We start from the raw sequence: 24,371 nt of genomic DNA on the forward strand, positions 1-24,371 counted from the left end.
GGGCCGGGGCAAACACCATATTCCCCCTGCCTTTGGGCGGGCGCCGGGGGGCCGCCTTGTCGACCGCCCCTAAACGCCGGCACCCCCCCCCCCGCCGCCCCGGGGCCCGGCCCCCCCCCGGGCCCCGCGCCTCGTTGGTCTCGATGATGACATGGAGGAATGAGGCGGCGCCGGCTTCGCTCAGCACGTCGTCCAGCATCGCAACCTCGCCGGGGCCCTTGACCTTGGTGAGCATGAAACCGGCAGGCGGGTTGGGCAGGTCGGCCAGCGCGGCCACGTCCTTCATACCGTCCAGCGAGTGCAGGCTGTTGATGCGGACCACGGTTTCCGGGCCTGCCGCCTGCGGGTCGAGATCGCGGAAGATGCCGACGGCGCCTTCTCTGGCCGCATCCTTGTCGCCGGGCGCCACGGCGTCTTCCAGGTCGATGCACACCATGTCCGCGCCGGTATCGCGCGCCTTCAGGCACAGGCGCGGATTGTCGCCCGGCGCAAAGATCATGCTGCGGCGCGGGCGGTAACGGGATTCGGGCATGGCGATCTGCCGGCTTCGGGATTTGGCTGCGGGCTGCGATGGCCGGCAGGTTTAGTGCATTTGTCCGGGCCTGTTAATGCGGCCCTTGATCCCCGTCAGCGGTTCTCTCCCGGCGTCCAAAGGACGTCGTCGGCGCCGTTATCGTTGTGCGCCCGCGCCATGACGAAGAGATGGTCGGACAGCCGGTTGATGTAGGCGACGGCCAGGGGATTGACGTCTTCGGCTTCGGCCAGCGCCGTCATCTCCCGCTCGGCGCGCCGCGCGACCGTGCGGGCGAGGTGGAGCCAGGAGGAAAGCGCAGACCCGCCCGGCAGAATGAAGGATTTGAGCGGCGGGATGTTCGCGTTCATCGCGTCGATCTCCGCCTCCAGCCGGTCCACCTGGGCCTGGGACATGCGCAGGGGCGGCCATTTCGGATCGTCCTCGTGGGGCGTGCACAGGTCGGCGCCCAGATCGAACAGGTCGTTCTGGATGCGCGCGAGCATGACGTCGGCCGCCCCGTCGTTGTCCACCCCGTCGCCCGCCGCGTGGCGCCGCGCGAGGCCGAGGACGCTGTTGCATTCGTCGACCGAGCCATAGGCCGCCACGCGGGTGTCGTGTTTCGGCACCCGCGCGCCGCTGCCCAGGCTGGTCAGCCCCTTGTCGCCGCCGCGGGTGTAGATCCTGTCCAGCTTGACCATGCTCCGCCTAACTCTGGTACACGGCGAACAGCAGCAGCAGAAGAACGACGGCGATCAACTGCAGGCCGACCCGCGCGCGCATCAGCTTGTTGCCCCACCGGGCGTTGGCCTCGCCGCCCCGGCCCATCAGCACGACGCCGGTGAACAGCGCGGCGACGACGCCGATCAGGGCGATGACGGTGAGCACGATGAGGACGGTCTTCATAAACGGAGATTAGGGGCACGGCGGGGTCCGCGCCAGAGCGACTGACTGGCGCGACCCTTGGGCCGAAAATTCCGGCTCAGACCCAGTTCGCTTCGCGCAATGCCCGGGCGTAGCGGCGGCTGACCGGCACTTCGGCGCCGTTCTCGAGAAAGGCCACCGTCCGGCCGGTGCGCCGCACGATCTTCTTCAGGGCCGTGCGCGCGATCCAGTGGGAGCGGTGGACCTGCATCCCTTCGGTTCCGCCCAGTTCCTTCAGCGCGTCGCCGAAGCGCATGAGCACCAGCTCCGAGCCCCGGTCGGTGTGGACCTCGACACAATGGTCGCGCATCTGGAGGTGCAGCAACCGCCCGCGCCGCTCCGCCGGCAGCCTGTCGAGGAGCGGTGGCGCGGCATCGCCCGCCAACGGACCGTCCATCGCTCCCGCAGCCGGATGCTCGGCGAAGGGCGCGCCGCCGCCGTAGCGCATCGGCAACTCGACGGTCCCCCAGACGATCAGGCCCAGCACGAGGTGAACGAGGGCAACGGCGAGGAACAATTCCCCGGTTCCGAACGTCTCGGGCAAAGCGCCGGAAAACAGGAATTCGAGGGCCGAGATCAGGAGCGTTCCCGGCAAGGCTGCGGCGACACTGCCGCCCAAAACGCAGGCGATGTCCGGGAGGCGTCCCGACAGCCACGCGATCGCCGGCAGGATGCAGGCCAGGGCGAACGACCAGTTGCCGGCCACCGCGATGACCCAATAGGCCATCCGCTCGCCCAGCGGCATCCGGAGGAAGGTGCCGAACGGGCCGAGATAGCCGAGAAACAGGATTGCGACGGCCAGCAGCGCCAGATGCCAGCGCAGCCGCCGCCAGACGAACCATTCGCGAAGCGTGAACGGCGTTTCCCGCACCGTTCGCGAACTATCCGGGCCGTTTGCGTAGCCGCCGTTGGTCATTGCCGTCCGCCGTGCTCCCTCAGCGGCGCAGCATACGCACTCGAAAAGGAGCACCCAACCATGAAGCGCATTCCTCCTCTTCTCGCCACCCTGCTCGCCACTGGCGCGATTCTCCCGGGACTGCCGGCTCCGGCCGCATCGGAGACCGGCGGCGCGGCGCAGGCGGCCGAACTGACCGTCGCGGTGAGCGGCGTCAACTCCGGCAAGGGCCGCGTCTATGTCGCGCTGCACCGCGTCAAGGCCGGCGTGAAGTTTCCCGATCAGAAGGGCGCCGTCGCCGGCGCATGGCGCATGGCCGGCGAGGGAGGGTTCAGCATCACGTTCACCGGGCTGGAACCCGGCCGTTACGCGGTCAACGGCTTTCACGACGCCAACGGCAACGGCGATCTCGATACCAACCTGCTGGGCATTCCCACCGAAGGTTATGGCTTCGGCAACGGCGCGACCGGCATGTTCGGCCCGGCGAGCTTCGATGATTCCTCGGTCGACCTGAAATCGGCGGCGACGATTCGGCTGCCGATCGGCTATGCCGCTTCCGCCGGATCGACGAGCGGGGAGAGCAACCGATGACCGCCGGCGGCATTCCGCGCCGCAGCTTCCTCGCTGCGTCCGCCGCCTCCGGACTGGCCGGGCTTGCGCCTTTCGCGCCGGCGCTCGCCGCATCCGGCGAGGACTGGGGCGGGGCCTTCGCCGCCGCCCTCGGGCGCAACCCGATGCTGCTCGGCTGGACGACGCCGCCGGACCGGCTGGATACGGGGTCGCTCGCCGTTACCGGCGCATGGCCCGCAGGGCTGAAGGGCCGCTTCTTCCGCAACGGGCCGTCGATCCACGACCGGTTCGGCCGGCGCTACCGCCACTGGTTCGACGGCGACGGCATGATCCAGGAGTTCGCCATCGACGGCGGCCGGATCGCCCATCGCGGCCGGACGATCCGCACGCCGAAACTCGACCGCGAGGACAAGGCCGGCAAACGGCTGTACAGCGGCTACGCCACCCACTTGGAGAACGCCGCGCCGGTCCGCGGGCCGGACGGCCTGAACGCCGCGAACATCTCCGTCCTGCATCATGGCGGGGAATTGCTGGCGCTGTGGGAGGGCGGCTCGGCGACGCGGCTCGAAGAATCGACGCTTGCGCCGTCGGGCTTCAAGCGCTGGAGCCCGCAGCTCGGCGGCGTTCCCTTTTCCGCCCATCCGAAGGTCGATCCGGACGGCACCCTGTGGAACATCGGCTGCGCCCTGCTGCCCCGGCCGGCGCTCGTGCTCTACCACATCGACCGCGCCGGCAAGCTGATAAAGGCCGCCCTGGTCGATGCCGGGCCGATGGGTCTGGTCCACGATTTCGTCGTTACGCACAAGTCGCTGGTCGTCCTGATCCAGCCCTTCCTGTTCGATCCCGGCCGGGCGGAACGGGTCAGCGTGCTCGATGCCCATGTCTGGAAGCCCCAGGCGGAGACCCGCGTTCTCGTGGTCGACAAGGCCGATTTCGGCAAGCGCCGCTGGCACGCGCTGCCGGCCTGTTTCGGCTTCCACTACGGCAACGCCTGGGAAGAGGCCGACGGCACGATCCGGCTCGACCACTGCCTCGCCGGCGACCCCGGCATCCTCACCGAAACACTGCGCTATGTGATGAAAGGGGAATTCCGGCCGTCGGCGCCGCTGCGTTACGCGCAGATCGTCCTGCCGCCGCAGGGCGACGGCCGGATCGAACGCCGGGCGGAAGAAGCAGAGTTCGCGAAAGTGGCGCCCGCCGTCGTCGGCCGGCGGCACCGCTATGTCTACACGCTCGGCGCCCCGGACAATCCGCAAGGCTGGCACTTCCGCACCGTGGTCAAGCGCGACCTCGAACGCGGCACGGCGGAGCGTTTCGACTATGGGCCGGGCCGGATTCCGGAGGAGCATATCTTCGTCCCGAAACCCGGCGGCCGGCGCGAGGACGACGGCTGGCTGATCGGAACGGTATTGGACTGGAAGAAGGGCGTCAGCGGGCTATCGGTGTTCGACGCCCGGGCGGTCGTGGCCGGCCCGGTCGCCCAGGCGTGGCTGCCCTATCCGTTGCCGCTCGGTTTCCACGGCGCTTTCGTCGGGGGCTAGCTGCGATCTCTCGACAGGTTGTCCATCCGGGACCGGTCCTGGAAGCTGATGAGTGACGAAATCCTGTCCCTTTTCATTTCTACGGATTATACGTATATTAAGCGAAGTCCCCAGGGCCTGAGGACTCTGCCATGCCCACGGTGAGCGCCCTCGAGTTCCAGCGCAAGTTCGGCCGGTTCCAGCACGAAGCGCAGCGCGAGCCGGTGGAGATAACCCGGCACGGGCGCCGCGAGTTCGTGCTCATGTCTGCGGAGCAGTATGACTGGCTCCGGGCTTCGGCACAGCGGAGCCACCGCACGGAAGACGCCGCCGATGTCGTGATCGACGCGGTGGAGCGCGCCGAAATGGATGTGGCGCACAAGCCGCTGGACGACCTGCTGACGTAAGGACAGGACCGTGGCGCTGCCCGATCCGGAGCCGGGTCTGGTCGTCCGCTACGACTATCTCTGGACGCACGAGGCCGCCGCCGGCCGCGACCAGGGCAAGACCCGGCCGGCCTGTCTGGTCGCCGCCACCGATCCGTCCGTTCGTCCGCGCTATGCCGTGCTGCTGCCGATCACCCATACACCGCCCAGTGACGATACGGTTGGCGATACGGTGGGCATCGCGATCCCGGCGCGCGTCGGACAGGCCCTCGGCCTCGACGACACGCCGGGTTGGGTGATCGTGTCGGAACACAATATCGACGAATGGCCCAATGGCGGGCTGTCTCCGCTGCCCGGCCGGCCGGACACCTTCAGCTACGGTTTCATCCCGCCGGGACTGTTCGCGCAGATCAAGGCCCGCTTCCTCGAACTGGCTCGTGCGAGGAAAGGCCGGTTCGTGCGCCGTTGACCGATAGACCCGCGAAACGCGACCGAGAGTTTTCCAACCGGGACGCCCGGTTCGCTCGTCTTTGCGCCGGTTCAATCCGAAGCGGAGGCACTCCGGGCTGCGGGATGTAGTTCAGGATGCAGCGCAGCGCGCAGGTCGGCGGCGGCGTCGTCGAACGCGGACTTCGCCGCCGTCACCGCGCCGCCCATGTTGAAATAGCCGTGGATCAGCCCGGCATAGTGGCGCTTGACGACCGGCACGCCGGCGGTCTCCAGCTTCCCGGCATAGGCGATGCCCTCGTCCTGGAGCGGGTCGAAGCCGGCGGTGTGGACGGCTGCGGGCGGCAGGCCGGCGAAATCTCCGTAGCGCAGCGGCGACATCCGCGGATCGGTGCGGTCGGCCCCGCCGGCATAGCCGTCGCCGAACCAGCTCATGTGCGGCGCTTCCAGCAGGTAGCCGTTGGCGTAGGTCTTGCGCGACGGGAAGCCGCCGGTCATGTCGGTCGCCGGATAGATCAGCAATTGGAAGCAGGGCAGGGGCAGCCCGGCCCTGCGCGCCTCGTGGCACAGCACGGCGGAGAGGTTGCCGCCGGCGCTGTCGCCGCCGACCGCGATGCGCGCCGGATCGATGCCGTAGTCCGAAGTGCGGGCCAGCAGCGTCTCCCACACGAACATCGCATCCTCGACCGCCGCCGGGAACGGATGCTCCGGCGCCAGCGCATAATCGACCGAAAGCACCCGGCATTCCGCCCCGGCCGCCAGGCCGCGGCAGGTCCGGTCGTAGGAGTCGAGGCTGCCGATGGTCCAGCCGCCGCCGTGGAGCCAGACCAGCAGCGGGTCGGCTTTCCCGGTCTGCTTCGGCGTGTAGAGGCGCGTGCGGACGAACCGGCTCTCCCGGCCGAGGGCGATCTCGACCACCGAGTCCATCGGCGCCGGATCGATGTCGAGCTTGACGGCGGTTTCGTCATACTGGGCGCGGGCGGCGGGCGGCGAAAGCGTATAGACCGGCGGGTAGGGCGACTTTTCGATCAGTTCGAGCACCCACGCGATCTGGGGGTCGATGGTCATGGGTGTCGATGGAATGGGGTAGATCGGAAGGGATGGCATTGCCGCTTCGGGCAACTGGCCGGTGCGCCCGGCCGCTGCGGGAAAGCGCTGCCCGAGGGTTCGTATCGCTGCCGCCGGGTCATACAGCGGCGGCCATCGCCGGTTGCCGGTCTTGCGCCCCGGCGCGCCTGGCGAAGGCGGCAAGGGCCCGGTTGGCGTAGGCCACCGCAGTATCGTGTTCGCGGATCAGCAGGGGCCGTTCGGGATCGCGCAGAATGACCCGCTGTTGGCCCTCCATGATCGCCTTGTCTTCCAGGAAGGTCGGGTAGATTTCGTCGAACAGGTCCCGGTTGGCGTCCGGATCGTTCAGCCGGTAGCCGTTGCCGACCGAGAAGAAATAATGGCAGGTCGTCTCGGTTTCGGGCGTGGCGTGGTGCAGGATGCGGATGCGCAGTGCACCCGGCTGGTCCGGATTTTCGCGGGCCCCGCGGCCGACATCCATTGCCGTTGTGAACTGGATCACGGAGGCCGGCGCGACATATTCGAAGTCCGCCATACGGTCGATCATGCCCTTGAAAGGCATCGCCTTGGAAAATGTCGGCGGCGGGGGGCTGTTCATCGTCCAGCGCACCATCCGGGCGCCGTTTTCCGTCCGCTTCGTCTCCTGCTCGGCCGCGACATGGAATTGCGGCGTTCCGCCGATGGTCCGGCCGTGGACATAGCCCAGATGGGTGAGGTCCATCAGATTGTCCATGACCAGCATGAAACTGCAGTCGATGGGCATATGGCTGTAGCGGAAGCACCATTCGCCGGTCCGGTCGTGCCACGGGAATTCGACGATATCGGCCGGGTCTGCCAACGCCGGGTCGCCCATCCAGATCCACACCGCCCGCTGTTTCTCCGCGACCGGAAAGCCCTGTACCCAATGGTCCGACGGATCCTCGCCCGGATTGACGGTGCAGCGGCCGTCGCCGCTGAAGGTCATGCCGTGATAGCCGCATTGCAGGCCGTCATCGACGATCATGCCGAGGGACAGCGGTGCGCCACGATGGCAGCACCGGTCTTCGAGCGCCGCGGCCCTGCCATTGGCGCCGCGGAACAGCATCAGCGGCCGGTTCAGGATGGTCCGGGCCAACGGCTTTCCGCCGGCTTCGAATTCCGGCAATTCGTCCGACCAAGCGGCGATATACCAGGCATTCGGGATCAACGGTTTGATGTTGCGGCTGGACATACTTTCGCCCCGCTGACGGTTCGACATCGTACTATGTACCGGCATTCGCGGCGCTATCCATCGCGCCCGCCGAAGTCGGTCCGCAGCGCGTCGGCGCCCCTCGCCAGCAGCAGCAGGTCGATGCCGACGGCGACGAAGGTGAAGCCCCACTCGATGTAGCGCCGGGCTTCCTCCGGATTGACGGTCAGGATGCCGGCCGGCTTGCCCGCGGCCTTCAGGCGGTCGGCGGCGTCCCGGATCGCCGCCTGGACGTCCGGGTGGCCGGGCTGCCCGACGACGCCGAAGGAGGCGGCGAGGTCGCCCGGGCCGATGAAGACGCCGTCCACGCCGTCCACCGCCGCGATGGCCTCCAGTTCGCCGAGCGCCGGCCGGGTCTCGACCTGCACGAGCACGCAGAGTTCCTCATGGGCGCGCCGGGCATAGTCCTTGACCCGGCCGTAGCGCGCCGCCCGGCCGCTGCCGGTGACGCCGCGCACGCCGGCCGGCGGATAGCGGGTCGCGGCGACGGCGGCGGCGGCCTCGTCGGCGTTCTGGACGTAGGGCAGCAGCAGGCTCTGGGCGCCGATATCCAGGATGCGTTTGACCAGCACGGTATCGTTCCAGGCCGGCCGGACGATGGCCGACGTCGCGCTGCGGCCGAGCGCCTGCATCTGGGCGAGCAGGTCGGGCAGTTCGTTGGGCGAGTGCTCGGTATCGAGCAGCAACCAGTCGAAGCCGCTGTCGCCGAGGATCTCCGCGCCGACCGTACTGCCCAACGTGCTCCACAGCCCGATCTGCAGCCGGCCTTCGGCGATGGCGCGCTTGAAGCTGTTGCGGGGGAGGTCCATGGCCCGATCTCTACGCCTCCGCCGGGTCCAGCACGATCTTGCCCATGACCTTGCGGCCGGTAATGACGCCGAACGCCTCGACGAACTCGGCCAGCGGGTAACGCGCGGAAATCGCGGAAGCGAGCTTGCCGGCCGCCAGGAGCGACAGCCAGGCGTTCACGCCCTTTTCCATCGCGGCGTAGACCATGTCGAACTGGATATCGAGCGGCGCGCCCATGACCGTGAGGTTGTTGAACAGCAGGTAGTTCGCCTTTGCCGCCGGGATCGTGCCGCCGGCGAAGCCGACGATCACCAGCTTGCCGGCGAAGCGCAGCACGCGCAGGCTGGCCTCGAACAGGTCGCCGCCCACCATCTCGATCACGGCGTCGCAGCCCCGGCCCTCCGCCGCGCCGGTAGCGGCGGCGACCTGGGCCTTGAGATGGGCCTTGAGGGCATCGACGTCCGGGGCGTTGGTGTCGATCGCCGCGTCGGCGCCGCAGGTGCGCACGAAATCCGCCTTCTCGGCGCTCGAGACCGCGGCCAGCACCGTCGCGTTGCGCGCCTTGCACAGCTGGATTGCGGCCGAGCCGACGCCGCCGGCCGCGCCGGTGATCAGCACCGTGTCGCCGGGCCGGACGCCGGCGCGCATGTCGATGGCGACCCAGGCGGTGTTGAACACGGTGATCATGGCGGCGGCGTCCTCGAACGAGACGCCGTCAGGCAGCAGGAAGCAGCGCTCCTGGGGCGCGGGGACGAGCTGGCCGAACGCGCCGGTGAAGACCTGCGCCACGACCCGGTCGCCCGGCTTGCAGCGCGTCACCCCGTCGCCGACCGCCCGCACGACGCCGGCGCAGTCGCGGCCGGGCACGAAGGGCCGCGGCGGGCGCTTCTGGTACCGGCCCTGGAGCATCAGCGCGTCCGGCAGGTTGATCCCGATGGCCCGGTTCTCGATCAGCACCTCGCCCGGGCCGGGTTCCGGATCCGGCAGGTCCGCGATGGCGTGGCTTTCGACGGGACCGAATTCGTTGACCAGAACCGCGCGCATTGTGCCTCTCAGTCTTGCTGCCGCCGCTCCCTGAGCGCCCTGGCGGCGTCCAGGCTGGCGTTGATGATTTCGTGATAGCCGGTGCAGCGGCAGATGTTGCCGCTGAGCGCGACCTTGATTTCATCGACCGTCGGGTCGGGGTTCCGCTCCAGATAGTCGCTCAGCGACATCAGGAAGCCCGGCGTACAGAAGCCGCACTGCAGGGCGAAATTCTCGTGGAACGCCTGCTGCAACGGGCCGAACGAGCCGTCGGCTTCGGCGAGCCCCTCGATGGTCTCGATCTCCGCCTCGTCGGCCTGGACCGCCAGCATCAGGCAGGCGCGCACTGCCCTGCCGCCGACGCGGACCGTGCAGGCGCCGCAGACGCCGTGCTCGCAGGCGACATGGGTGCCGGTCGCGCCGATCTCGTGGCGCAGGAAATCGGTCAGCAGCATCCGCGGCTCGGCAAAGCCCTCTTCCGGCATCCCGTTCAGGGTGAAACGGACCGGATGGCGGCCGTTGCGGTCCAGCGTCTTCATGCGCCGGCTCCGTCGGCGGCGGTCGCGTCGATGGCCCGTTTGCCCAGATGGCGCACGAGCTGCCGGCGGTGGCGCGCCGTCGCGTGGATATCGTCGCCGCCGCCGAGCGTCCAGGCGAGGTCGTTGAGCGCATCCTCCACGGCGTCGCCGGGCAGAGCGTCCCAATGGCAGACCTCCGGCCGATCCGCCACGCCGCCGACCGCCAGGCTGACCGCGTCGCCGCTGCGCTTTGCGGCGACCGCCACCACGGCAAAATCGCCGTGGCGGTGCTGAAACTCCAGAAAGGCGAAACGCTCGCCGTCTTGCGCTTTCGGCAGGCGTGCGCGCACGGCGAGTTCGTCCGGTTCCTTCGCCGTCGTCAGGACGCCCCGCTGAAATTCGTCCGCCGGAACCGTTCGCACCCCTCGCGCGCTGTGCAGGTCGACCTCGCCGCCGAGCAGGGCGAGGCAGAGCGGCAGTTCGGAGGACGGATCGGCATGGCAGATCGAGCCGCAGACCGTGCCCCGGTTGCGGGTCTGGAAATGGCCGACATGGGGCAGCGCCGCGGCGACGACGGGAAGGGCCGTTCCGAGTTCCGGCCAGTCGGCCAGATCGCCCTGGGTAACGGAGGCTCCGATGGCAACGGCATCGCCGTCGACTTCGATATGCGCAAGTTCCGGGAGGCCGCCGATGTCCACCAGTACTTCCGGCCGGACAAGCCGCATGTTGAGCATCGGCATCAGCGACTGGCCGCCGGCCAGCACGCGGGCTTCGTCGCCATGTTCGGAGAGTACGGCAACGGCTTCTTCGACGCTCTCGGCGCGCACATAGTCGAACGGCGCCGGCTTCATGCCTTGCCCCCGACCAGGCGCCGGAGCCGGCCCGACAGCCCGCCCGGCGGAGCCGTCCCGGCCTCGCCGCCGGCTTCGCGGATCAGGCCGCGCAGGAAGCGGTCGATGAGTTGCCGGGCCGCGCCGCGGACCATGCGCCCGCCGACCGCCGCGACCTTGCCGGACAGTTCGACGGCGTAGCGGTAGCGCACCAGCGTGCCGCCATCCTGCGCGACCAGTTCGAATTCTCCGCTGCCGCGCGACGAACCCAGCGGCCCGTCCGCCGCTCCGACGAGCCTTGCGCGCCGCGGCGCTTCCAGATCGGTCAGGTCGATCCGCGCCTCGAACCGGCCCCTGACCGGCCCGGCGCCGAGCACGACCGCACCGGTGAAACTTTTTTCGCCGGCTGCCTCCAGCCGCTCGCATCCGGGGACGATGCGGGCCATCCGTTCCGGATCGAGCAGCATGGCCCAGACCTGCTCCGGCGGCGCGGGCACCTGCACTTCGCCGGACCCGTCGATGGTCGGGCGCCCGGGTTCTCCGGCCTCGCCGTCCGGCGCAACCGCGGCCGAGGGCGGCGGCTCGTCCGCCTCCATCCACGCCAGCACCCTGGCCGGCTTGAGCGGCAGTTGAATGTCTTCGACGCCCAGCGCGTCGGCCACCGCGTTCGCAACGCAGACCGGCGTCGTATACTGGTTGCCCTCGGCGATGCCCTTGGCCCCGAGGCGGGTGTAGGGCGAGGGATGGGGCGTCGGATGGACCAGCCGGATCTCCGGCAGTTCGGCGGCCGTCGGCACGAGATATTCCGCGAAGGTGCCGGAGCGGAACGTGCCGTCCGCCTCGTAGCAGAATTCCTCCAGGAAGGTCGCGCCATAGGCCGAGGCCCAGGAGCCGCGGATCTGGCCTTCCGCGAGGCCGGGATTGAGGATGGTGCCGCAGTCGTGGGCCGAGACATATTGGTCAACCATCACGACGCCGGTATCCGGATCGACCTCGACGCCGCAGAAATCGAACCCGAAACCGTAGGCGAGCGACGTGTTGATCTCGTCCTTCGCGGTCGTCGGCGTCAGCTCCGGCGCGTTCCACATGGCGGTCTCGCGGATGCCGGGCTCGACATCGTCCGGCAGGCTCGACGGCGACCAGTGGGCCAGCCCGCCGATGCGGTAGAAGGGGATGGCGTTGTCCGGGTTGTTGGCGGCGTGAATATTGCCGTCGGTGAATTCGACCTCCGCAACCGGCACGTTCAGGTTCGCCGCCGCGATCCGCGCCATCTTCTCGCGCACCCGCGTTGCCGCCTGGTGGGCGGCGCTGGCGGAGGCCGGCGCGAAGCGGCAGGAGTAGTTGCCGGCGGCGATCGACCAGCCGTCCTTGGCGGTATCGGTATCGAGCGCGACCACCACGTCGTCCGGCGTCAGGCCGAGCCGGTCGGCGACGATCTGGGCGAGCGCCGTCTGGTGGCCCTGGCCCTGGGGCACCGAATCGCCGATCACGTTGACCGAGCCCAGGGCGTCGACCGAAACGGTGACCGAGGCGACGGCGCCGTCCTTCGGCCCGGCGCGCTCGCGCTCCAGGCCGGTCTTGACCGTCGAGATATAGCCCATGTTGGACTGGCTGGGCTCGACGCAGGCGGCATAGCCGATGCCGTAGAGCCGTCCTTCGGCGCGCGCCGCGTCGCGCCGTTTTTTCAACGCCGCCAGATCGCCGTGCTCGACGGCTTCGTCGACCGTCCGGCGGTAGTCGCCCGAATCGAGCAGCGAGCCGGCGACTGCCTTGTAGGGAAATTGGTCGGCGGCAACCAGGTTCTTGCGGATGACGGCGAGCGGGTCCTGCCCGGTCAGCACGGCGACGCGCTGCATCATGCGCTCGACGGCGAAATAGAGCTGCGGCCCGCCGAAGCCGCGCACCGCGCCGGTCGGGCACTTGTTGGTCATCACGATATGGTTGGTGACTTCGAGATGGCGGATGAAGTAGCCGTTGGTCGAGACGCCGTGCATCCGGTAGATCGGCGCCGGCATCGGCGCGCGCAGATAGGCGCCGTGGTCGTCCCAGTGGGTGAGCCGGAGGCCCGTGACCGTGCCGTCCGACCTGTAAGCGGCCTCGACCTTCGTAACCCGGTTGGGCGCGACGCTGGAGGCCGACAGGTGCTCCAGCCGGTCCTCGATCCACTTGACCGGCCGGCGCGCCTTGCGGGCGAGCACGCAGAGCACGACGATATAGGGGAAGATCACCAGCTTGGAGCCGAAACTGCCGCCGGAATTCTTCGGGCTGCGGTGGCGCAGGGCGGCGGTGCGGATGCGCAGGGCGAGCGCCATCACCGTGTGCACCGAAAACGGCCCCTGGAAGTTGGACAGCACGTCGAAGCCGCCGGTCTCGCTGCTGGCCTCGGCCACGACGGCGTAGGTCTCCATCGGCGTGATGGAATTGCGCGGGTAGCGGATGGTCAGTTCGGTCGTGCGCTCGGCTTCGGCGAAGGCCGTGTCCGGGTCGCCGTGCACGAAATGGCGTTTCGAGACGCAGTTGGAGTCGCTGCGCGGGTGCAGGATCGGTGCGTCCGGCGCACAAGCAGCGACCGGATCGACGGCCGCGGGCAGCACGTTATAGGTCACCTTGATCAGGTCTGCGGCGTCCTCGGCGCGGTAGCGGTCCGTCGCGGCCACCGCAACCACCGGCTCGCCGACATAGCGCACCTTGTCGACGGCGAGTCCGTAATAGTCGATCGGGTTCTCGAAGCCGACGATCATCGGATCGGTCTCGGCCGCCATGTCCGCGCCGGTCACGACCGCGAAGACGCCCGGCATGGCGAGCGCCGCGCTCGCGTCGATGGCGACGATTTCGGCATGGGCATGGGGCGCGCGCACGAAGGCGGCGTGCAGCGTGCCCCTCTTCACCGGCACATCGTCGACGAACCCGCCTTCGCCGCGCAGCAGGGAGCGATCCTCGATCCGCGGCAGGCGACGGCCGACATGGCTGTCTTCCGGGCGGACCTGTTCCGGGATGGCAAAATCGGGCATGAGGTTCCTGGCAGGTGCGGAGAGAGGCGCGCCCTCAGATAGCCGACCGGCCTTGCACCGTGCAACGGCATTGCGCCGCGGTGCGGTATCGGTCGCCTCATACGGCCGAGGCGGCAGCCATTCGGCGATGCGCCGGTCTTGTTCCTGAAGAACCGGCTCAAATGCGCAACGCGGCGCCGGAGGGTGCGACCGGCGAAAGTGCTCGCCGGGCCGCGCGGGGCGTCTCCGCCCCCGAACGGCATTACAGTACCGGCGCGCCGAAAAGCACGCCGTGAAAACCCGCCAGGAGCCCGGCGGCGATCGCGCCGACGACGACGGCAGCAATGTCCATGGCGATACGGGGCGGCGGCTCCTTCGGCGGGCCTTTGCCTCGCGCGGCTGCACTGGCGATCTCGACCGCCGCGAACGCCGCGAAGCCGCCGAACAGCACCAGGGAGCGTATTTCGCCATTGGCGAGAAGGTGGGCGAAGGCCCACAGCAGGAGCCCGAGCAGCATCGGATGCCGGACCAGGGCGCGTATCCGGGTGGGCATGTTGGCCGCAGCGAACAGCACCAGCGCGATCGGCGTCAGGATCATTGAGACCGGATGTCCCCATGCCGGGGGCGCATAGACCTGTTCGACCGGGGAGCGCGAGAAGCCCCACACGACGACCGCCAGAGCGAGCAGCGCGACCGCGCTGAACGCGCCGCGATAGGGCTTTGCCCCCAGCCGTCCCACCAGGGCAAGGCGCAATCGCGGCGCTTTCGGTATCAGGTGGACTGCCATGAACAGCGCAAGGCCGGTTATCAACAGCGACATGGATATGCTCTAGGTTCGGTTGCCGGCCACGGATAGCAGAGCAACGGACGCCGGAAAAGACTGTGCGCCGGCGCCGGAGCGGCATTCCCACGCCGCGCGCGGCGTTTGCGGTCCGTTCGGACGGGGCGGGAACGCCGCCCGGCGAGGTCGCGAGCGCCGACGACGATACGGAATACGGCCTTGCCGCGGCGGTTTTCGGCGGCGATATTGCGCGCGCGATGCTGCCGGGCGGATCGACGGACTTGCCGGGCTTCGACGGATCGAGGCGCAGACCGGACCGCAGCGGCATCCCATCCGGCTTTCCCGGCGCCGGAGTGGCAGTCATGCGCCGGCGTCAACGACGACAACCTGCCTGGGAGGTAAACATGGTCAGACATCTGGTTCCGGCGCTCGCCGGACTCGCGATTGCGGCGGCTGTGGGCGGCGGCGGCGCGCTCGCGGCCGAAATCAAGATCGGCGCATCGGCGCCGAAAACCGGTCCGCTGGCCGGCGGCGCGGCGGTGACCCATTGGCCGAACATCCGGCTGTGGGTCCATCAGGTCAACGCCCGCGGCGGCCTGAAACTCAAGAGCGGCAAGGCCAAGATCAAGCTGATCGAATATGACGACCGGACCAATCCGGGCGAGGCCATCAAGGCGATCCAGCGCCTGGCGACCCAGGACAAGGTCGATTTCATCGTCGCGCCCTTCGGCACCGGGTTCAACCTGGCCACGGCGCCGATCTTCGCGCGCTACGGCTATCCGCAGCTCGCGGTTTCCGCGATTTCCGACAAGATCGAGGTCCTGACCAAGCGCTACCCGAATATCTTCTTCATGCTCGGCTCGACGACGACGTTCGCCGGGTCCGTCGCCGATATCCTGTCGGAGATGCGCAAGAAGGGCGTGATCGGTAACCGGGTCGCGATGGTCAACGTCGCCGACGCCTTCGGTATCGAGCTGGCGAACGCGGCCCGGCCGATCTTCAAGAAGGCCGGTTTCGAGATCGTGTACGACAATTCCTATCCGCTGGGCACGCAGGACCTGTCGCCGGTCGTCAAGGCGGCCAAGGCGGCGAAGCCCGACGCCTTCGTGGCCTGGTCCTATCCGCCGGACACCTTCGCGCTCACCGAGCAGGCGAAGATCGCCGGCCTCGACGTCAAGGTTTTCTATACCGCGGTCGCCACCTGCTTCCCGGCCTACGCTGCCAAGTTCGGCAAGTCGATCGAAGGCAATCTCGGCGCCGGCGGCATCAACCCGGACACGCCCGAGATGAAGGCGTATTTCGCGGCCCACACGAAATTCATCGGCAAGTCGCCCGATTACTGGGCGAGCGCGGTGACCTACGCCAGCCTGCAGATTCTCGAACAGGCCATCGAGGGCGTCGGCTCGACCGACCGCAAGGCTGTCATCGCCTACATCAAGAAGAACACGTTCAAGACCGTCATCGGCGACGTGACCTACAAGAACCAGAACAGCGAGAAGTTCTGGACCGTCGGCCAGTGGCAGAACGGCGTGTTCTACGGCGTCCGCAGCACCGGGCGGCCGGGCGCGAAACCCGTCAAGGTCAAGCAGGGCTGGTAATTCCTGCCGGCCGCGGACGGCGGATCGCCCACCAGGGCGGTCCGCCGTTCCGGCCTTGAGGTCCGGGAATGGATATCCTCGTCCTCGGCGTCCTGCTGGGCGGTTCCTATGCGCTGATGGCGCTCGGCCTGCAATTGCAGTACGGCGTCGCCCGCATCATGAACCTCGCCAACGGGGAGGTGCTGGTCGCCGGCTCGTTCGGCGCCTTCTGGTTCTGGACCGGCCTGAAACTGTCGCCGTTCCTGTCCATCGTCCCGGCGGCGCTGCTCGCCTTCGTCGCCAACTGGCTGGTCTACCGGTATGTGCTCCGGCCGCTGGTCCGCCGCGCCAAATCCCACGGACAGCTCGAGGTCGACAGCATCCTCGCGACCTTCGGCATGAGCTTCATCCTCGTCGGCGTGATGATCGCCGTCTTCGGGGGCGAATATTTCAGCTATTCCTATCTGGCGCGGCCCTTCGAGATATTCGGCCAGCCCTACGGCCTGAACCGCATCGTCGCGTTCGCCGGGTCGGCTGTCCTGTGCATCGTCCTGGCGCTCTGGCTCACCCGGTCGCGGACCGGGCTCGCCCTGCGCGGCGTCGCCGTCAACCCGACGGCGGCCGGGCTGGTCGGCATCGACGTGCTCAAGGCGTCGGCGCTGGCCTTCGCCCTGGGCGGCGCCGTCACCGCCACCGGCGGCGCGCTCCTGAGCACCTTCCTGACCTTCGACGCCTCGCTGGGCGTCATCTTCACCATGAAGGCGCTGATCATCATCATCTTCGGCGGCGTCAGCGACATCCGCGGCGCCATCGTCGCCTCCTTCATCCTGGGCATCGTCGAATCCGCCGTCGCCCGGCTGATCGATCCGGGGCTGACCCTGGCGGCCGCCTATATCCTGTTCATCGCGGTCCTGCTGTGGCGCCCTCAGGGCCTGTTCGGCCGGAAATCCGCATGACGCCGACGGCGAAGGAGCAACGATTCTTTGCGGTCGCGGCGGCCGGATTCGTCGCGGCCGCGGCGCTGCCCGCGTTCGACGACGGCTATTGGCTGTCGATGGGCATCACGATCGCGATGTACACCGTCCTGGCGACGTCCTGGGCGCTGTTTTCCGGCCCGACCCGCTATATCGCGCTTTCGACGGCGGCCTTTTTCGGCATCGGCATGTACACGGTCGGCATCGGCATCGCGACCGTGCCCTATCCCCTGCTCGTCCTCGTCGCCGGCCTGATTGGCGCCGCGCTGGGCGGCATCGTCGGGCTGGCGACGCTCCGGGTCTCCGGCGTCTATTTCGTGATCTTCACCCTGGGGCTCGCGGAACTGGTCCGCCAGTTGTTCACCTGGGTCCAGACCACCATGGGGACGAGCAGCGGTCTCTATGTCCTGGTCGATACCAGCGAGCGGCTGGTCTACTGGCAACTGCTGGCTCTGGCGGCGGCGGTCTATCTTGCCGGCTGGGCGATCGGCCGGTCCCGGCTGGGCTTCGCGTTGCGGATCATCGGCGACGACGAAACGGTCGCCTCCCATTCCGGCATCAACACGGCGCGCGCCAAAGTCGCCCTGTTCGTCGTTTCCTGCACCTTTGCCGCCGTGACCGGCGCCGTGCTCGCGCCGCGCTGGAACTATGTCGAGCCGACCAACGCCTTCAGCGCCATGCTGTCGTTCCAGGTGGTCATCATGGCGCTGCTGGGCGGCGCGCACCGGCTGTGGGGGCCGCTGGTCGGCGTGATCCCGTTCGCCCTGATCTGGGACCTAATCTCCGCCCAGGCGCCGAACCAGTCGACCCTGCTGCTCGGCGTCGCCTTCCTGCTGATCGTCTATTTCATCCCGAACGGCGTGATCGGCCTGATCGAGAAGCAGTTCCGGCGCCGGAGGGCCGGACATGGCTGACCCGGCGCCCCGACCGGTCTTGGGGCCGGTCCTCGAAGTCCGCGCCGCGTCAAAAAATTTCGGCGGGCTGCTCGCGGTCGACGGCCTTGACCTGGCCCTCAACGACGGCGAGGTGCTCGGCCTGATCGGCCCCAACGGGTCGGGCAAGACGACGGCGATCAACCTGATTTCCGGCGCCCTGCAGCCGACCGGCGGCGCGATCCTTCTGGACGGCGAGGATATTTCCGCCCACACGGCCCACCGGCGCGCCCGGCTGGGGATCGCCAGGACGTTCCAGATCGTCCGGGTCCTGCACTCGCTGAGCGTGGTCGAGAATGTCATGGCCGGCGGCGTCTTCGGCCACACGCGGCTGTGGGGCGGGGAATTGCGCGAGGCGGCCGTCGCCCTGCTCGACCGGGTCGGCCTCCGCGGCAGCCCGGCGGCCCCCGTCGATGCGCTCACCTATATCGACCAGAAGCGGGTCGAACTGGCGCGCGCCCTGATATCCGATCCGAAGGTCGTCCTGCTCGACGAATGGCTCGCCGGCCTCAATCCGACCGAGTTGAAGACCGGCATCGAACTGGTCGAATCGCTGGCGGCGGAAGGGCGCAACATCATCGTCGTCGAGCATGTCATGGACGCCATCCGCAGCCTGTGCCGGCGCTGCATCGTGATGAATTCGGGCCGGAAGATCGCCGAGGGCTCGACCCGGGAAGTCCTCGCCGACCCGGAGGTCGTCCGGGCCTATCTCGGGGAAGACGATGCTTGAAGTCCGCAACCTCTCGGTCTTCTACGGCCAGCATCACGCGGTCGAGGACGCCTCCGTCACCGTTGGCGCCGACGAGATCGTCGTCATGCTCGGCGCGAACGGGGCCGGCAAGAGCACGCTGATCCGCAGCATCGCCGGGCTGGCCCCGGCGCGCCCGGGGTGCAGCATCCGGATGGACGGTGAGGAGATCGCCGCCCTGCCGCCCCACGAGATCGTCGAGAAGGGCATCGCCCTGGTGCCCGAGGACCGCGGCATCTTCGGCGATCTGACGGTCGACGAAAACCTGACGCTCGGCGCCTTTCCCGACAGGGCGAGGGGCGCCGAGGCGGCGAACCGGGAGCGCATCTACGCCCTGTTTCCGGTGCTGAAGGAGCGGCGGCGCCAGGCCGTGCGCACCATGAGCGGCGGCGAGCAGCAGATGGTCGCCGTCGGCCGCGCCATCATGTCGGCGCCGTCGATCCTGCTGCTCGACGAACCGTCGCTGGGCCTGTCGCCCCTGTTGTGCCGCGACCTGTTCCGTTCGCTGGCCGAAATCCGCGGCCAGGGCGTCGGCATCTTCCTGGTCGAACAGAATTCGAAGCAGAGCCTGGCGATCGCCGACCGCGGCTACCTGCTGGAGAACGGCCATGTCGTCGGCGCGGACAGCGCCGCGAACCTGCTGGCGGACGAGGCCGTCAGCCGGTTCTATCTCGGCGCCGGCGAAACCTGAACCCTCCAACCAAAAGCGAAAGAAGCCCCCATGCTCGATGGAAAAACGATTGTCGTTACCGGCTGTTCCTCAGGGATCGGCGACCGGATCTGCCGCGAGATCGCGCGCCGGGGCGGCTCGGCGATCGGCGTCGACCGGAACGACCCCACCGTCGACCTGGCCGGCTTCTTCCGGGCCGACCTTTCCGAAGCGGCGGCCATCGACAGCCTGGTCGAGGCGCTACCGGACGGCGCGGACGGCCTCGTGAACTGCGCCGGCCTGCCGCCGACCGCGCCGGCCGAACAGGTCCTCAGGGTCAACCTGGTCGGGCTGAAACATCTGACGCTGCGCCTGGTCGGCAAGCTCGCCGACGGCGCATCGATCGTCAACCTGGCCTCGCTGGCCGGTTTCGGCTGGCCGCAGGCGGTCGACCAGATCAAAGCCGCCGCGACGCTCGATTTCGACGGCGTCGCGGCGTTCGTCGAGCAACACGGGGTCGGCAACGAGGGCGGCCGGTCCTACTTCTTCACCAAGGAGGCGCTCGTCGTCTGGACCATGCAGAACCGCTGGACCTGGCGCGACCGCGGCATCCGGATGAATTCGGTGTCGCCCGGCCCGGTCGACACGCCGATCCTGCCGGATTTCATCGAGACCCTCGGCGAGCGCGCCGAAGAGGATATGCGGGTCATGGACCGCCCCGGCCGGCCGGCCGATATCGCACCCGTGGTCGCGTTCCTGCTGTCGGACGGCGCCGGCTGGATCCGCGGCACGAATATCCCGGCGGACGGCGGCATGTCCTCCCACATCCTGTGCGGCATGCACGGCTTCGAATAGCAGCAGGCGGCAGGTCGGCGGCGCGCAGACCGTGACCGCGACGCGGCGTCCGGGCTAGACTGGCGAATCGGCGGCGTCCGATTTATCCGGGAAAACAACCGATCATGGCAAAGCCGCGTACCGGATGGCTGGTCGGCGTCGATGTCGGCGGCACCTTTACGGATTTCTTTGCGCGCCGGCTCGAAGACGGCGCCACGCAGGTCTACAAGCGGCCGTCCACGCCGCACAATCCGGGCGAGGCCATCGTCCGGGGCCTGCAGGAGATGGCGGCGGCGCTGGATTTCGATCCGGCGCAGATCGACCGCCTGTGCCACGGCACCACCGTGGCCACCAACGCCCTGATCCAGCGGCGCGGCGGCGCCGTCGCCCTGGTGACGACCGAAGGCTTCCGCGACCTGCTGGAGATCGGCCGCCAGACCCGGCCGCACATGTATTCCCTGCAACAGGATCACCCGGCGCCCCTGGTGCCGCGGCGGCGGCGCTTCGAGGTGCGCGAGCGGCTGGGGCCGGCCGGCGAGGTGCTGACCGACCTCGACGAGGTGGGGCTTGCAAAGGTCGCCGAGGCCGTCGCGGCGAGCGGCGCCCAATCCTGTGCCGTCTGCTGCCTGTTCTCCTTCGTCGATCCCGCACACGAACGGCGCATCGCCGACGCCCTGAAAGCGCGCCTGCCCGATCTTTCGCTCTCGCTGTCCTCGGCCGTCCGGCCGGAGTTCCGGGAGTATGAGCGGTTTTCGACAACCGTCCTGAACGCCTATCTCCAGCCGGTCATCGCCGACTATCTGGCCTATCTCGAAGCCGAGACGGCGGCGCTGGCCCCGGACGCCGCGATCCGCATCTACCAGTCGAGCGGCGGGCTGATGTCGGTCGAAACGGCGAAGGCGTTTCCGATCCGCACCGCACTGAGCGGCCCGGCGGCGGGCGCGGTCGGCGCGGTCCACACCGCGAAGGGCGCGAACCGCCCGAACGTCATCACCCTTGACATGGGCGGCACGAGCGCAGACGTCGCCCTGATCCGCGGCTACGACGCCGGGGTCGGCCTGGACCGGGAGGTCGCCGGCTTCCCGGTGCGCCAGCCGATGGTGGATATCCACACGGTCGGCGCCGGCGGCGGCTCGATCGCCTGGTTCGAGCGCGACGGGCTGCTCAAGGTCGGGCCGCGCAGCGCCGGTGCCGATCCCGGACCGGCCTGCTACGGCCGCAGCGGCACGGAGCCCACGGTGACCGACGCCAATCTCGTGCTCGGCCGCCTGTCCGCCGAAGGGCTGGCGGGCGGCGAACTGGCGCTCGATGCCGATGCGGCCCGGCGCGCCATCGAACCCGCCGCGCAGCGGCTCGGCTTCACGGTCGAGAAAACCGCGCAGGGCATTCTCGGCATCGTCGTGGCCAACATGGTGCGCGCGGTGCGCACCATCTCCGTCGAGCGCGGCCTCGATCCGCGGGACTACGCGCTGATGCCGTTCGGCGGGGCGGGGCCGCTGCACGCGGTCGAGGGGGCGCGGGTGCTCGGCATCCGGGAGATCGTCGTCCCCGGCGCGCCGGGCATCCTGTGCGCCCAGGGGCTGATCGTGTCCGATCTGAAGGAGGAATTCGTGCGCAGCGGCCGCTTTGCCCTGAACGAGGAGGGCATGGCGCGCATCGCCGGCACGATGGACGGTCTGGAAGCGGAGGCGCGCGCCTGGTTCGACGCGGAAGGAGTCGCGCCGGACGACCGCGGCGCGGCCCTGTGCTTCGACGCCCGCTACGTCGGCCAGAATTTCGAACTGCCGGTTTTCTTTGCCGGCGGACCGCAAGGCGCGCTGGCGCGGCCGGCCGGTCCCGACGCGGTCGCCGCGGCCTTTCATGCCGAGCACGAGCGGCATTACGGCTTCCACAGCGCCGGCGAGCCGATTGAAATCGTCAACGTCCGCGTCGCCGCGACGGGCCGGATCGCGTCGGCCGCCGCGCCCGCTTCCGGAGAAGCGGCGGAACGCACGCCGGCGCCGTCCGGCCGCCGCCCGGTCTGGTTCGACGGCGGCAGCGCGGTCGAGACGCCGGTCTACCGGCGCGACTCGCTGACAGCCGGCATGGACTTTGCCGGCCCGGCCATCGTCGAGCAGCTCGATTCCACGACCGCCGTGTTTCCCGGCGACCGGGCCGCGGTCGACGAGGCCGGGAACCTGGTCATCGCTGTCGGAGACGCAGGATGAGCGCCGTTGCAACGCCGGTCGATCCGGTCACGCTGGAGATCATGGCCAACGGCCTGCGCTCGGTCGCCGACGAGACCTTCGCCGCCCTGATGAAGAGCGCCTATTCCACCAACATCAAGGAACGGCGCGACCATTCCACGGCGGTCATGGACCCGGCCGGCCGGCTGATTGTCCAGGCCGACGCCTCCCTGCCGATCCATCTCGCTTCGATGGGCGGGCTGATGGAGAGCCTGCTCGCCCGCTTTGGCGACGAGCTGCGCGACGGCGACCTGTTCGTTGCCAACGACCCCCACGTCGCCGGCGGCACCCATCTGCCGGACATCAATATGGCGATGCCGGTGTTCCACGGCGGCGAGCTGATCGCCTTCATGTGCAACATCGCCCATCACGCCGATGTCGGCGGCGCCGTGCCCGGCAGCATGGCCGGCGGGCTGACGGAGATTTACCAGGAGGGCCTGCGCATCCCGGTGGTGCACCTGTTCCGCGAGGGCGTGCTGCAGCAGGACCTGCTCGACCTGATCCTGCTCAACGTGCGCGTGCCCACCGAGCGGCGCGGCGACTATTTCGCCCAGATCGCGTCCTGCCGGCTCGGCCGCAGCCGGCTCGTCGAGATCGTCGACACCTACGGGGTTCCGGCGCTGCGCGACGGCTTCGAACAGATCGTCCGGCGCAGCGCCGACCGACTGCGGGCCGCCGTTGCCGAACTGCCCGACGGCGTCTACCGCTTCGAGGATGCGATGGACGACGACGGCATGGGCGCGACCGACATCCCGATCCGGCTCGAAATCACGGTGAACGGCGGCGATATCCATTTCGATTTTTCCGGCTCGGCAAGGCAGGTCACGGGCAACATCAACGTGACCCGCAACGCCACCCAGGCTTCGGTCTGCTATGCGCTCAAGGCGCTGCTCGATCCCGACGCGCCAAACAACCAGGGCGTGCTCGACCTGCCGCGGCTCACGGTCGAGAAGGGCAGCCTGCTAGACGCTGCCTTCCCGGCGCCGGTGGCGGCCCGGGCCAACACCTGCCAGCGCATCATCGACGTCATCCTCGGCGCGCTGGCGCCGGCCCGGCCTGAAGCGGCGGTCGGCGCGGCCAACGGCGCCAACACCACCGCCGTCTTCGCCGGCACCGATCCGCGCACCGGCGACGACTATGTCTATCTGGAAACCCTGGGCGGCGGCTTTGGCGGGCGCGCAACGAAGGACGGCAAGGACGGCGTGCAGGTCCACATCACCAACACGTCGAACCTGCCGGTCGAAGCGATCGAGATGGAATATCCGCTGCGCGTCCGCTCCTACGGTCTGATCGCCAATTCGGGCGGGCCCGGCCGGCAACGCGGCGGCATGGGCCTCGAACGGATCGTCGCGCCGGTCGATCATGCCTGCACGTTCAACGGCGCTGGCGAGCGCTTTGCCCGGCAGCCCTGGGGCGTCTTCGGCGGCGGGGCCGGGGCGACCGGCGCGTTCCGCCATGTCGCGGCGGACGGCACGGCGGCCCGCCTGCCCAACAAGCCGATCGCCGTGACCATCGCGCCGGACGAGGCGGTCGTCGTGCGCACGCCCGGCGCCGGCGGCTACGGCGATCCCGCCGAACGCGCGCCGGCGGCGCTGGAGGACGACCTGACCAGCGGAAAGTTCGATGAAACCTGGCTCGCGGAGCACTATCCGCGGCGCGACGGGGGCAGCGAAGAGTATTGAATTCGCCGGGCCGGCCCTCCGTAGCGGCGCCGCTGCCCCGTACGATCGGACGTTTATCGGCCCGATCTTGAATTTGTACCATGGGCGCAACACTTCTATTTTGCTTTCGGGTATTTTGCCTTCGGGCGCTGCCGTTCGGGATCGAAATCCGGCGTTGGGCATAGGCCGGCCTCCTGCCCGAAATTTCCGCCGGAACTGTCTCTCGGGTATTGACCGCGCAATACAAGCGGCACGAAAATTCGCGTCGACCGATGTAAACGGGGATCGCAC

The 24,371-nt window shown here is 68.9% G+C and carries 24 protein-coding genes; 12 read left to right on the forward strand and 12 right to left on the reverse strand.

Annotated elements, in window-relative coordinates:
* The 4 genes from OXM58_06820 to OXM58_06835 form a co-directional block, all read right to left on the reverse strand.
* The coding region (locus OXM58_06820; protein MDE0148068.1) for an aldolase/citrate lyase family protein at positions 1-532 on the reverse strand (532 nt) is incomplete at its 3' end.
* 95 nt (positions 533-627) lie between these two features.
* Complete coding sequence (locus OXM58_06825; GenBank protein MDE0148069.1) at positions 628-1,212, reverse strand: cob(I)yrinic acid a,c-diamide adenosyltransferase; 585 nt, start codon at positions 1,210-1,212, stop codon at positions 628-630.
* A gap of 7 nt (positions 1,213-1,219) precedes the next feature.
* On the reverse strand, positions 1,220-1,417 hold the full coding sequence (locus OXM58_06830) for a twin transmembrane helix small protein (protein ID MDE0148070.1): 198 nt from the start codon (positions 1,415-1,417) through the stop codon (positions 1,220-1,222).
* 76 nt (positions 1,418-1,493) lie between these two features.
* Positions 1,494-2,351, reverse strand: coding sequence for a LytTR family transcriptional regulator DNA-binding domain-containing protein (locus tag OXM58_06835; GenBank protein MDE0148071.1), 858 nt, complete (start codon positions 2,349-2,351; stop codon positions 1,494-1,496).
* Positions 2,352-2,411: 60 nt separating this feature from the next.
* Here OXM58_06835 and OXM58_06840 point away from each other — a divergent pair, with 60 nt between their 5' ends.
* The 4 genes from OXM58_06840 to OXM58_06855 all read left to right on the forward strand — a co-directional run bounded on the left by OXM58_06840 (position 2,412) and on the right by OXM58_06855 (position 5,275).
* Positions 2,412-2,921: a DUF2141 domain-containing protein gene (locus tag OXM58_06840; GenBank protein ID MDE0148072.1), complete on the forward strand. Its 510-nt coding sequence runs from the start codon at positions 2,412-2,414 to the stop codon at positions 2,919-2,921.
* The gene (locus OXM58_06845; GenBank protein ID MDE0148073.1) at positions 2,918-4,441 is read left to right on the forward strand and encodes a carotenoid oxygenase family protein; all 1,524 of its coding nucleotides are present in this window, start codon (positions 2,918-2,920) and stop codon (positions 4,439-4,441) included. The genes OXM58_06840 and OXM58_06845 overlap by 4 nt, the downstream gene beginning before the upstream one ends.
* 131 nt (positions 4,442-4,572) lie before the next feature.
* Positions 4,573-4,827, forward strand: a complete 255-nt coding sequence (locus tag OXM58_06850) for a type II toxin-antitoxin system prevent-host-death family antitoxin (protein MDE0148074.1) — start codon at positions 4,573-4,575, stop codon at positions 4,825-4,827.
* Between the two features lie 10 nt (positions 4,828-4,837).
* Entirely contained in the window at positions 4,838-5,275 is a 438-nt protein-coding gene (locus OXM58_06855; protein ID MDE0148075.1) for a hypothetical protein, read from the forward strand.
* A 71-nt stretch (positions 5,276-5,346) separates the two neighbouring features.
* On the opposite strand, the gene OXM58_06860 is transcribed toward OXM58_06855, so the two are convergent.
* The 8 genes from OXM58_06860 to OXM58_06895 form a co-directional block, all read right to left on the reverse strand.
* Positions 5,347-6,321 (reverse strand): alpha/beta hydrolase, encoded by a 975-nt coding sequence (locus tag OXM58_06860; protein MDE0148076.1) that lies wholly within the window; start codon positions 6,319-6,321, stop codon positions 5,347-5,349.
* 118 nt (positions 6,322-6,439) lie between these two features.
* On the reverse strand, positions 6,440-7,531 hold the full coding sequence (locus OXM58_06865; protein ID MDE0148077.1) for an aromatic ring-hydroxylating dioxygenase subunit alpha: 1,092 nt from the start codon (positions 7,529-7,531) through the stop codon (positions 6,440-6,442).
* 53 nt (positions 7,532-7,584) lie between these two features.
* The gene (locus tag OXM58_06870; protein MDE0148078.1) at positions 7,585-8,358 is read right to left on the reverse strand and encodes an aldolase/citrate lyase family protein; all 774 of its coding nucleotides are present in this window, start codon (positions 8,356-8,358) and stop codon (positions 7,585-7,587) included.
* A gap of 10 nt (positions 8,359-8,368) precedes the next feature.
* Positions 8,369-9,382, reverse strand: a complete 1,014-nt coding sequence (locus OXM58_06875; GenBank protein MDE0148079.1) for an NADPH:quinone oxidoreductase family protein — start codon at positions 9,380-9,382, stop codon at positions 8,369-8,371.
* 8 nt (positions 9,383-9,390) lie between these two features.
* Positions 9,391-9,900, reverse strand: a complete 510-nt coding sequence (locus OXM58_06880) for a (2Fe-2S)-binding protein (protein ID MDE0148080.1) — start codon at positions 9,898-9,900, stop codon at positions 9,391-9,393.
* Complete coding sequence (locus tag OXM58_06885; GenBank protein MDE0148081.1) at positions 9,897-10,730, reverse strand: FAD binding domain-containing protein; 834 nt, start codon at positions 10,728-10,730, stop codon at positions 9,897-9,899. Before OXM58_06885 ends, OXM58_06880 begins: the two co-directional genes overlap by 4 nt.
* Positions 10,727-13,720 (reverse strand): molybdopterin-dependent oxidoreductase, encoded by a 2,994-nt coding sequence (locus OXM58_06890; GenBank protein ID MDE0148082.1) that lies wholly within the window; start codon positions 13,718-13,720, stop codon positions 10,727-10,729. Before OXM58_06890 ends, OXM58_06885 begins: the two co-directional genes overlap by 4 nt.
* A 241-nt stretch (positions 13,721-13,961) precedes the next feature.
* Complete coding sequence (locus OXM58_06895; protein ID MDE0148083.1) at positions 13,962-14,519, reverse strand: NnrU family protein; 558 nt, start codon at positions 14,517-14,519, stop codon at positions 13,962-13,964.
* A gap of 365 nt (positions 14,520-14,884) precedes the next feature.
* Between OXM58_06895 and OXM58_06900 the strand changes: the two genes are divergently transcribed.
* The 8 genes from OXM58_06900 (at position 14,885) to OXM58_06935 (ending at position 24,101) form a co-directional block, all read left to right on the forward strand.
* Positions 14,885-16,078 carry an amino acid ABC transporter substrate-binding protein gene (locus tag OXM58_06900; protein MDE0148084.1) on the forward strand — a complete coding sequence of 398 codons (1,194 nt, stop codon included), beginning with the start codon at positions 14,885-14,887 and terminating at the stop codon, positions 16,076-16,078.
* 68 nt (positions 16,079-16,146) lie between these two features.
* Positions 16,147-17,013: a branched-chain amino acid ABC transporter permease gene (locus OXM58_06905; protein MDE0148085.1), complete on the forward strand. Its 867-nt coding sequence runs from the start codon at positions 16,147-16,149 to the stop codon at positions 17,011-17,013.
* Positions 17,010-17,945, forward strand: a complete 936-nt coding sequence (locus OXM58_06910) for a branched-chain amino acid ABC transporter permease (protein MDE0148086.1) — start codon at positions 17,010-17,012, stop codon at positions 17,943-17,945. The genes OXM58_06905 and OXM58_06910 overlap by 4 nt, the downstream gene beginning before the upstream one ends.
* On the forward strand, positions 17,938-18,693 hold the full coding sequence (locus OXM58_06915) for an ABC transporter ATP-binding protein (protein MDE0148087.1): 756 nt from the start codon (positions 17,938-17,940) through the stop codon (positions 18,691-18,693). Before OXM58_06910 ends, OXM58_06915 begins: the two co-directional genes overlap by 8 nt.
* Positions 18,686-19,402, forward strand: a complete 717-nt coding sequence (locus OXM58_06920; protein MDE0148088.1) for an ABC transporter ATP-binding protein — start codon at positions 18,686-18,688, stop codon at positions 19,400-19,402. The genes OXM58_06915 and OXM58_06920 overlap by 8 nt, the downstream gene beginning before the upstream one ends.
* A 30-nt stretch (positions 19,403-19,432) precedes the next feature.
* On the forward strand, positions 19,433-20,215 hold the full coding sequence (locus tag OXM58_06925) for a coniferyl-alcohol dehydrogenase (protein MDE0148089.1): 783 nt from the start codon (positions 19,433-19,435) through the stop codon (positions 20,213-20,215).
* Between the two features lie 104 nt (positions 20,216-20,319).
* Entirely contained in the window at positions 20,320-22,401 is a 2,082-nt protein-coding gene (locus OXM58_06930; GenBank protein MDE0148090.1) for a hydantoinase/oxoprolinase family protein, read from the forward strand.
* Complete coding sequence (locus tag OXM58_06935; GenBank protein ID MDE0148091.1) at positions 22,398-24,101, forward strand: hydantoinase B/oxoprolinase family protein; 1,704 nt, start codon at positions 22,398-22,400, stop codon at positions 24,099-24,101. Before OXM58_06930 ends, OXM58_06935 begins: the two co-directional genes overlap by 4 nt.
* Positions 24,102-24,371 lie beyond the last annotated feature (270 nt).

It is taken from the genome of Rhodospirillaceae bacterium (genome assembly GCA_028819475.1).
Taxonomy (GTDB): Bacteria; Pseudomonadota; Alphaproteobacteria; order Bin65; family Bin65; genus Bin65.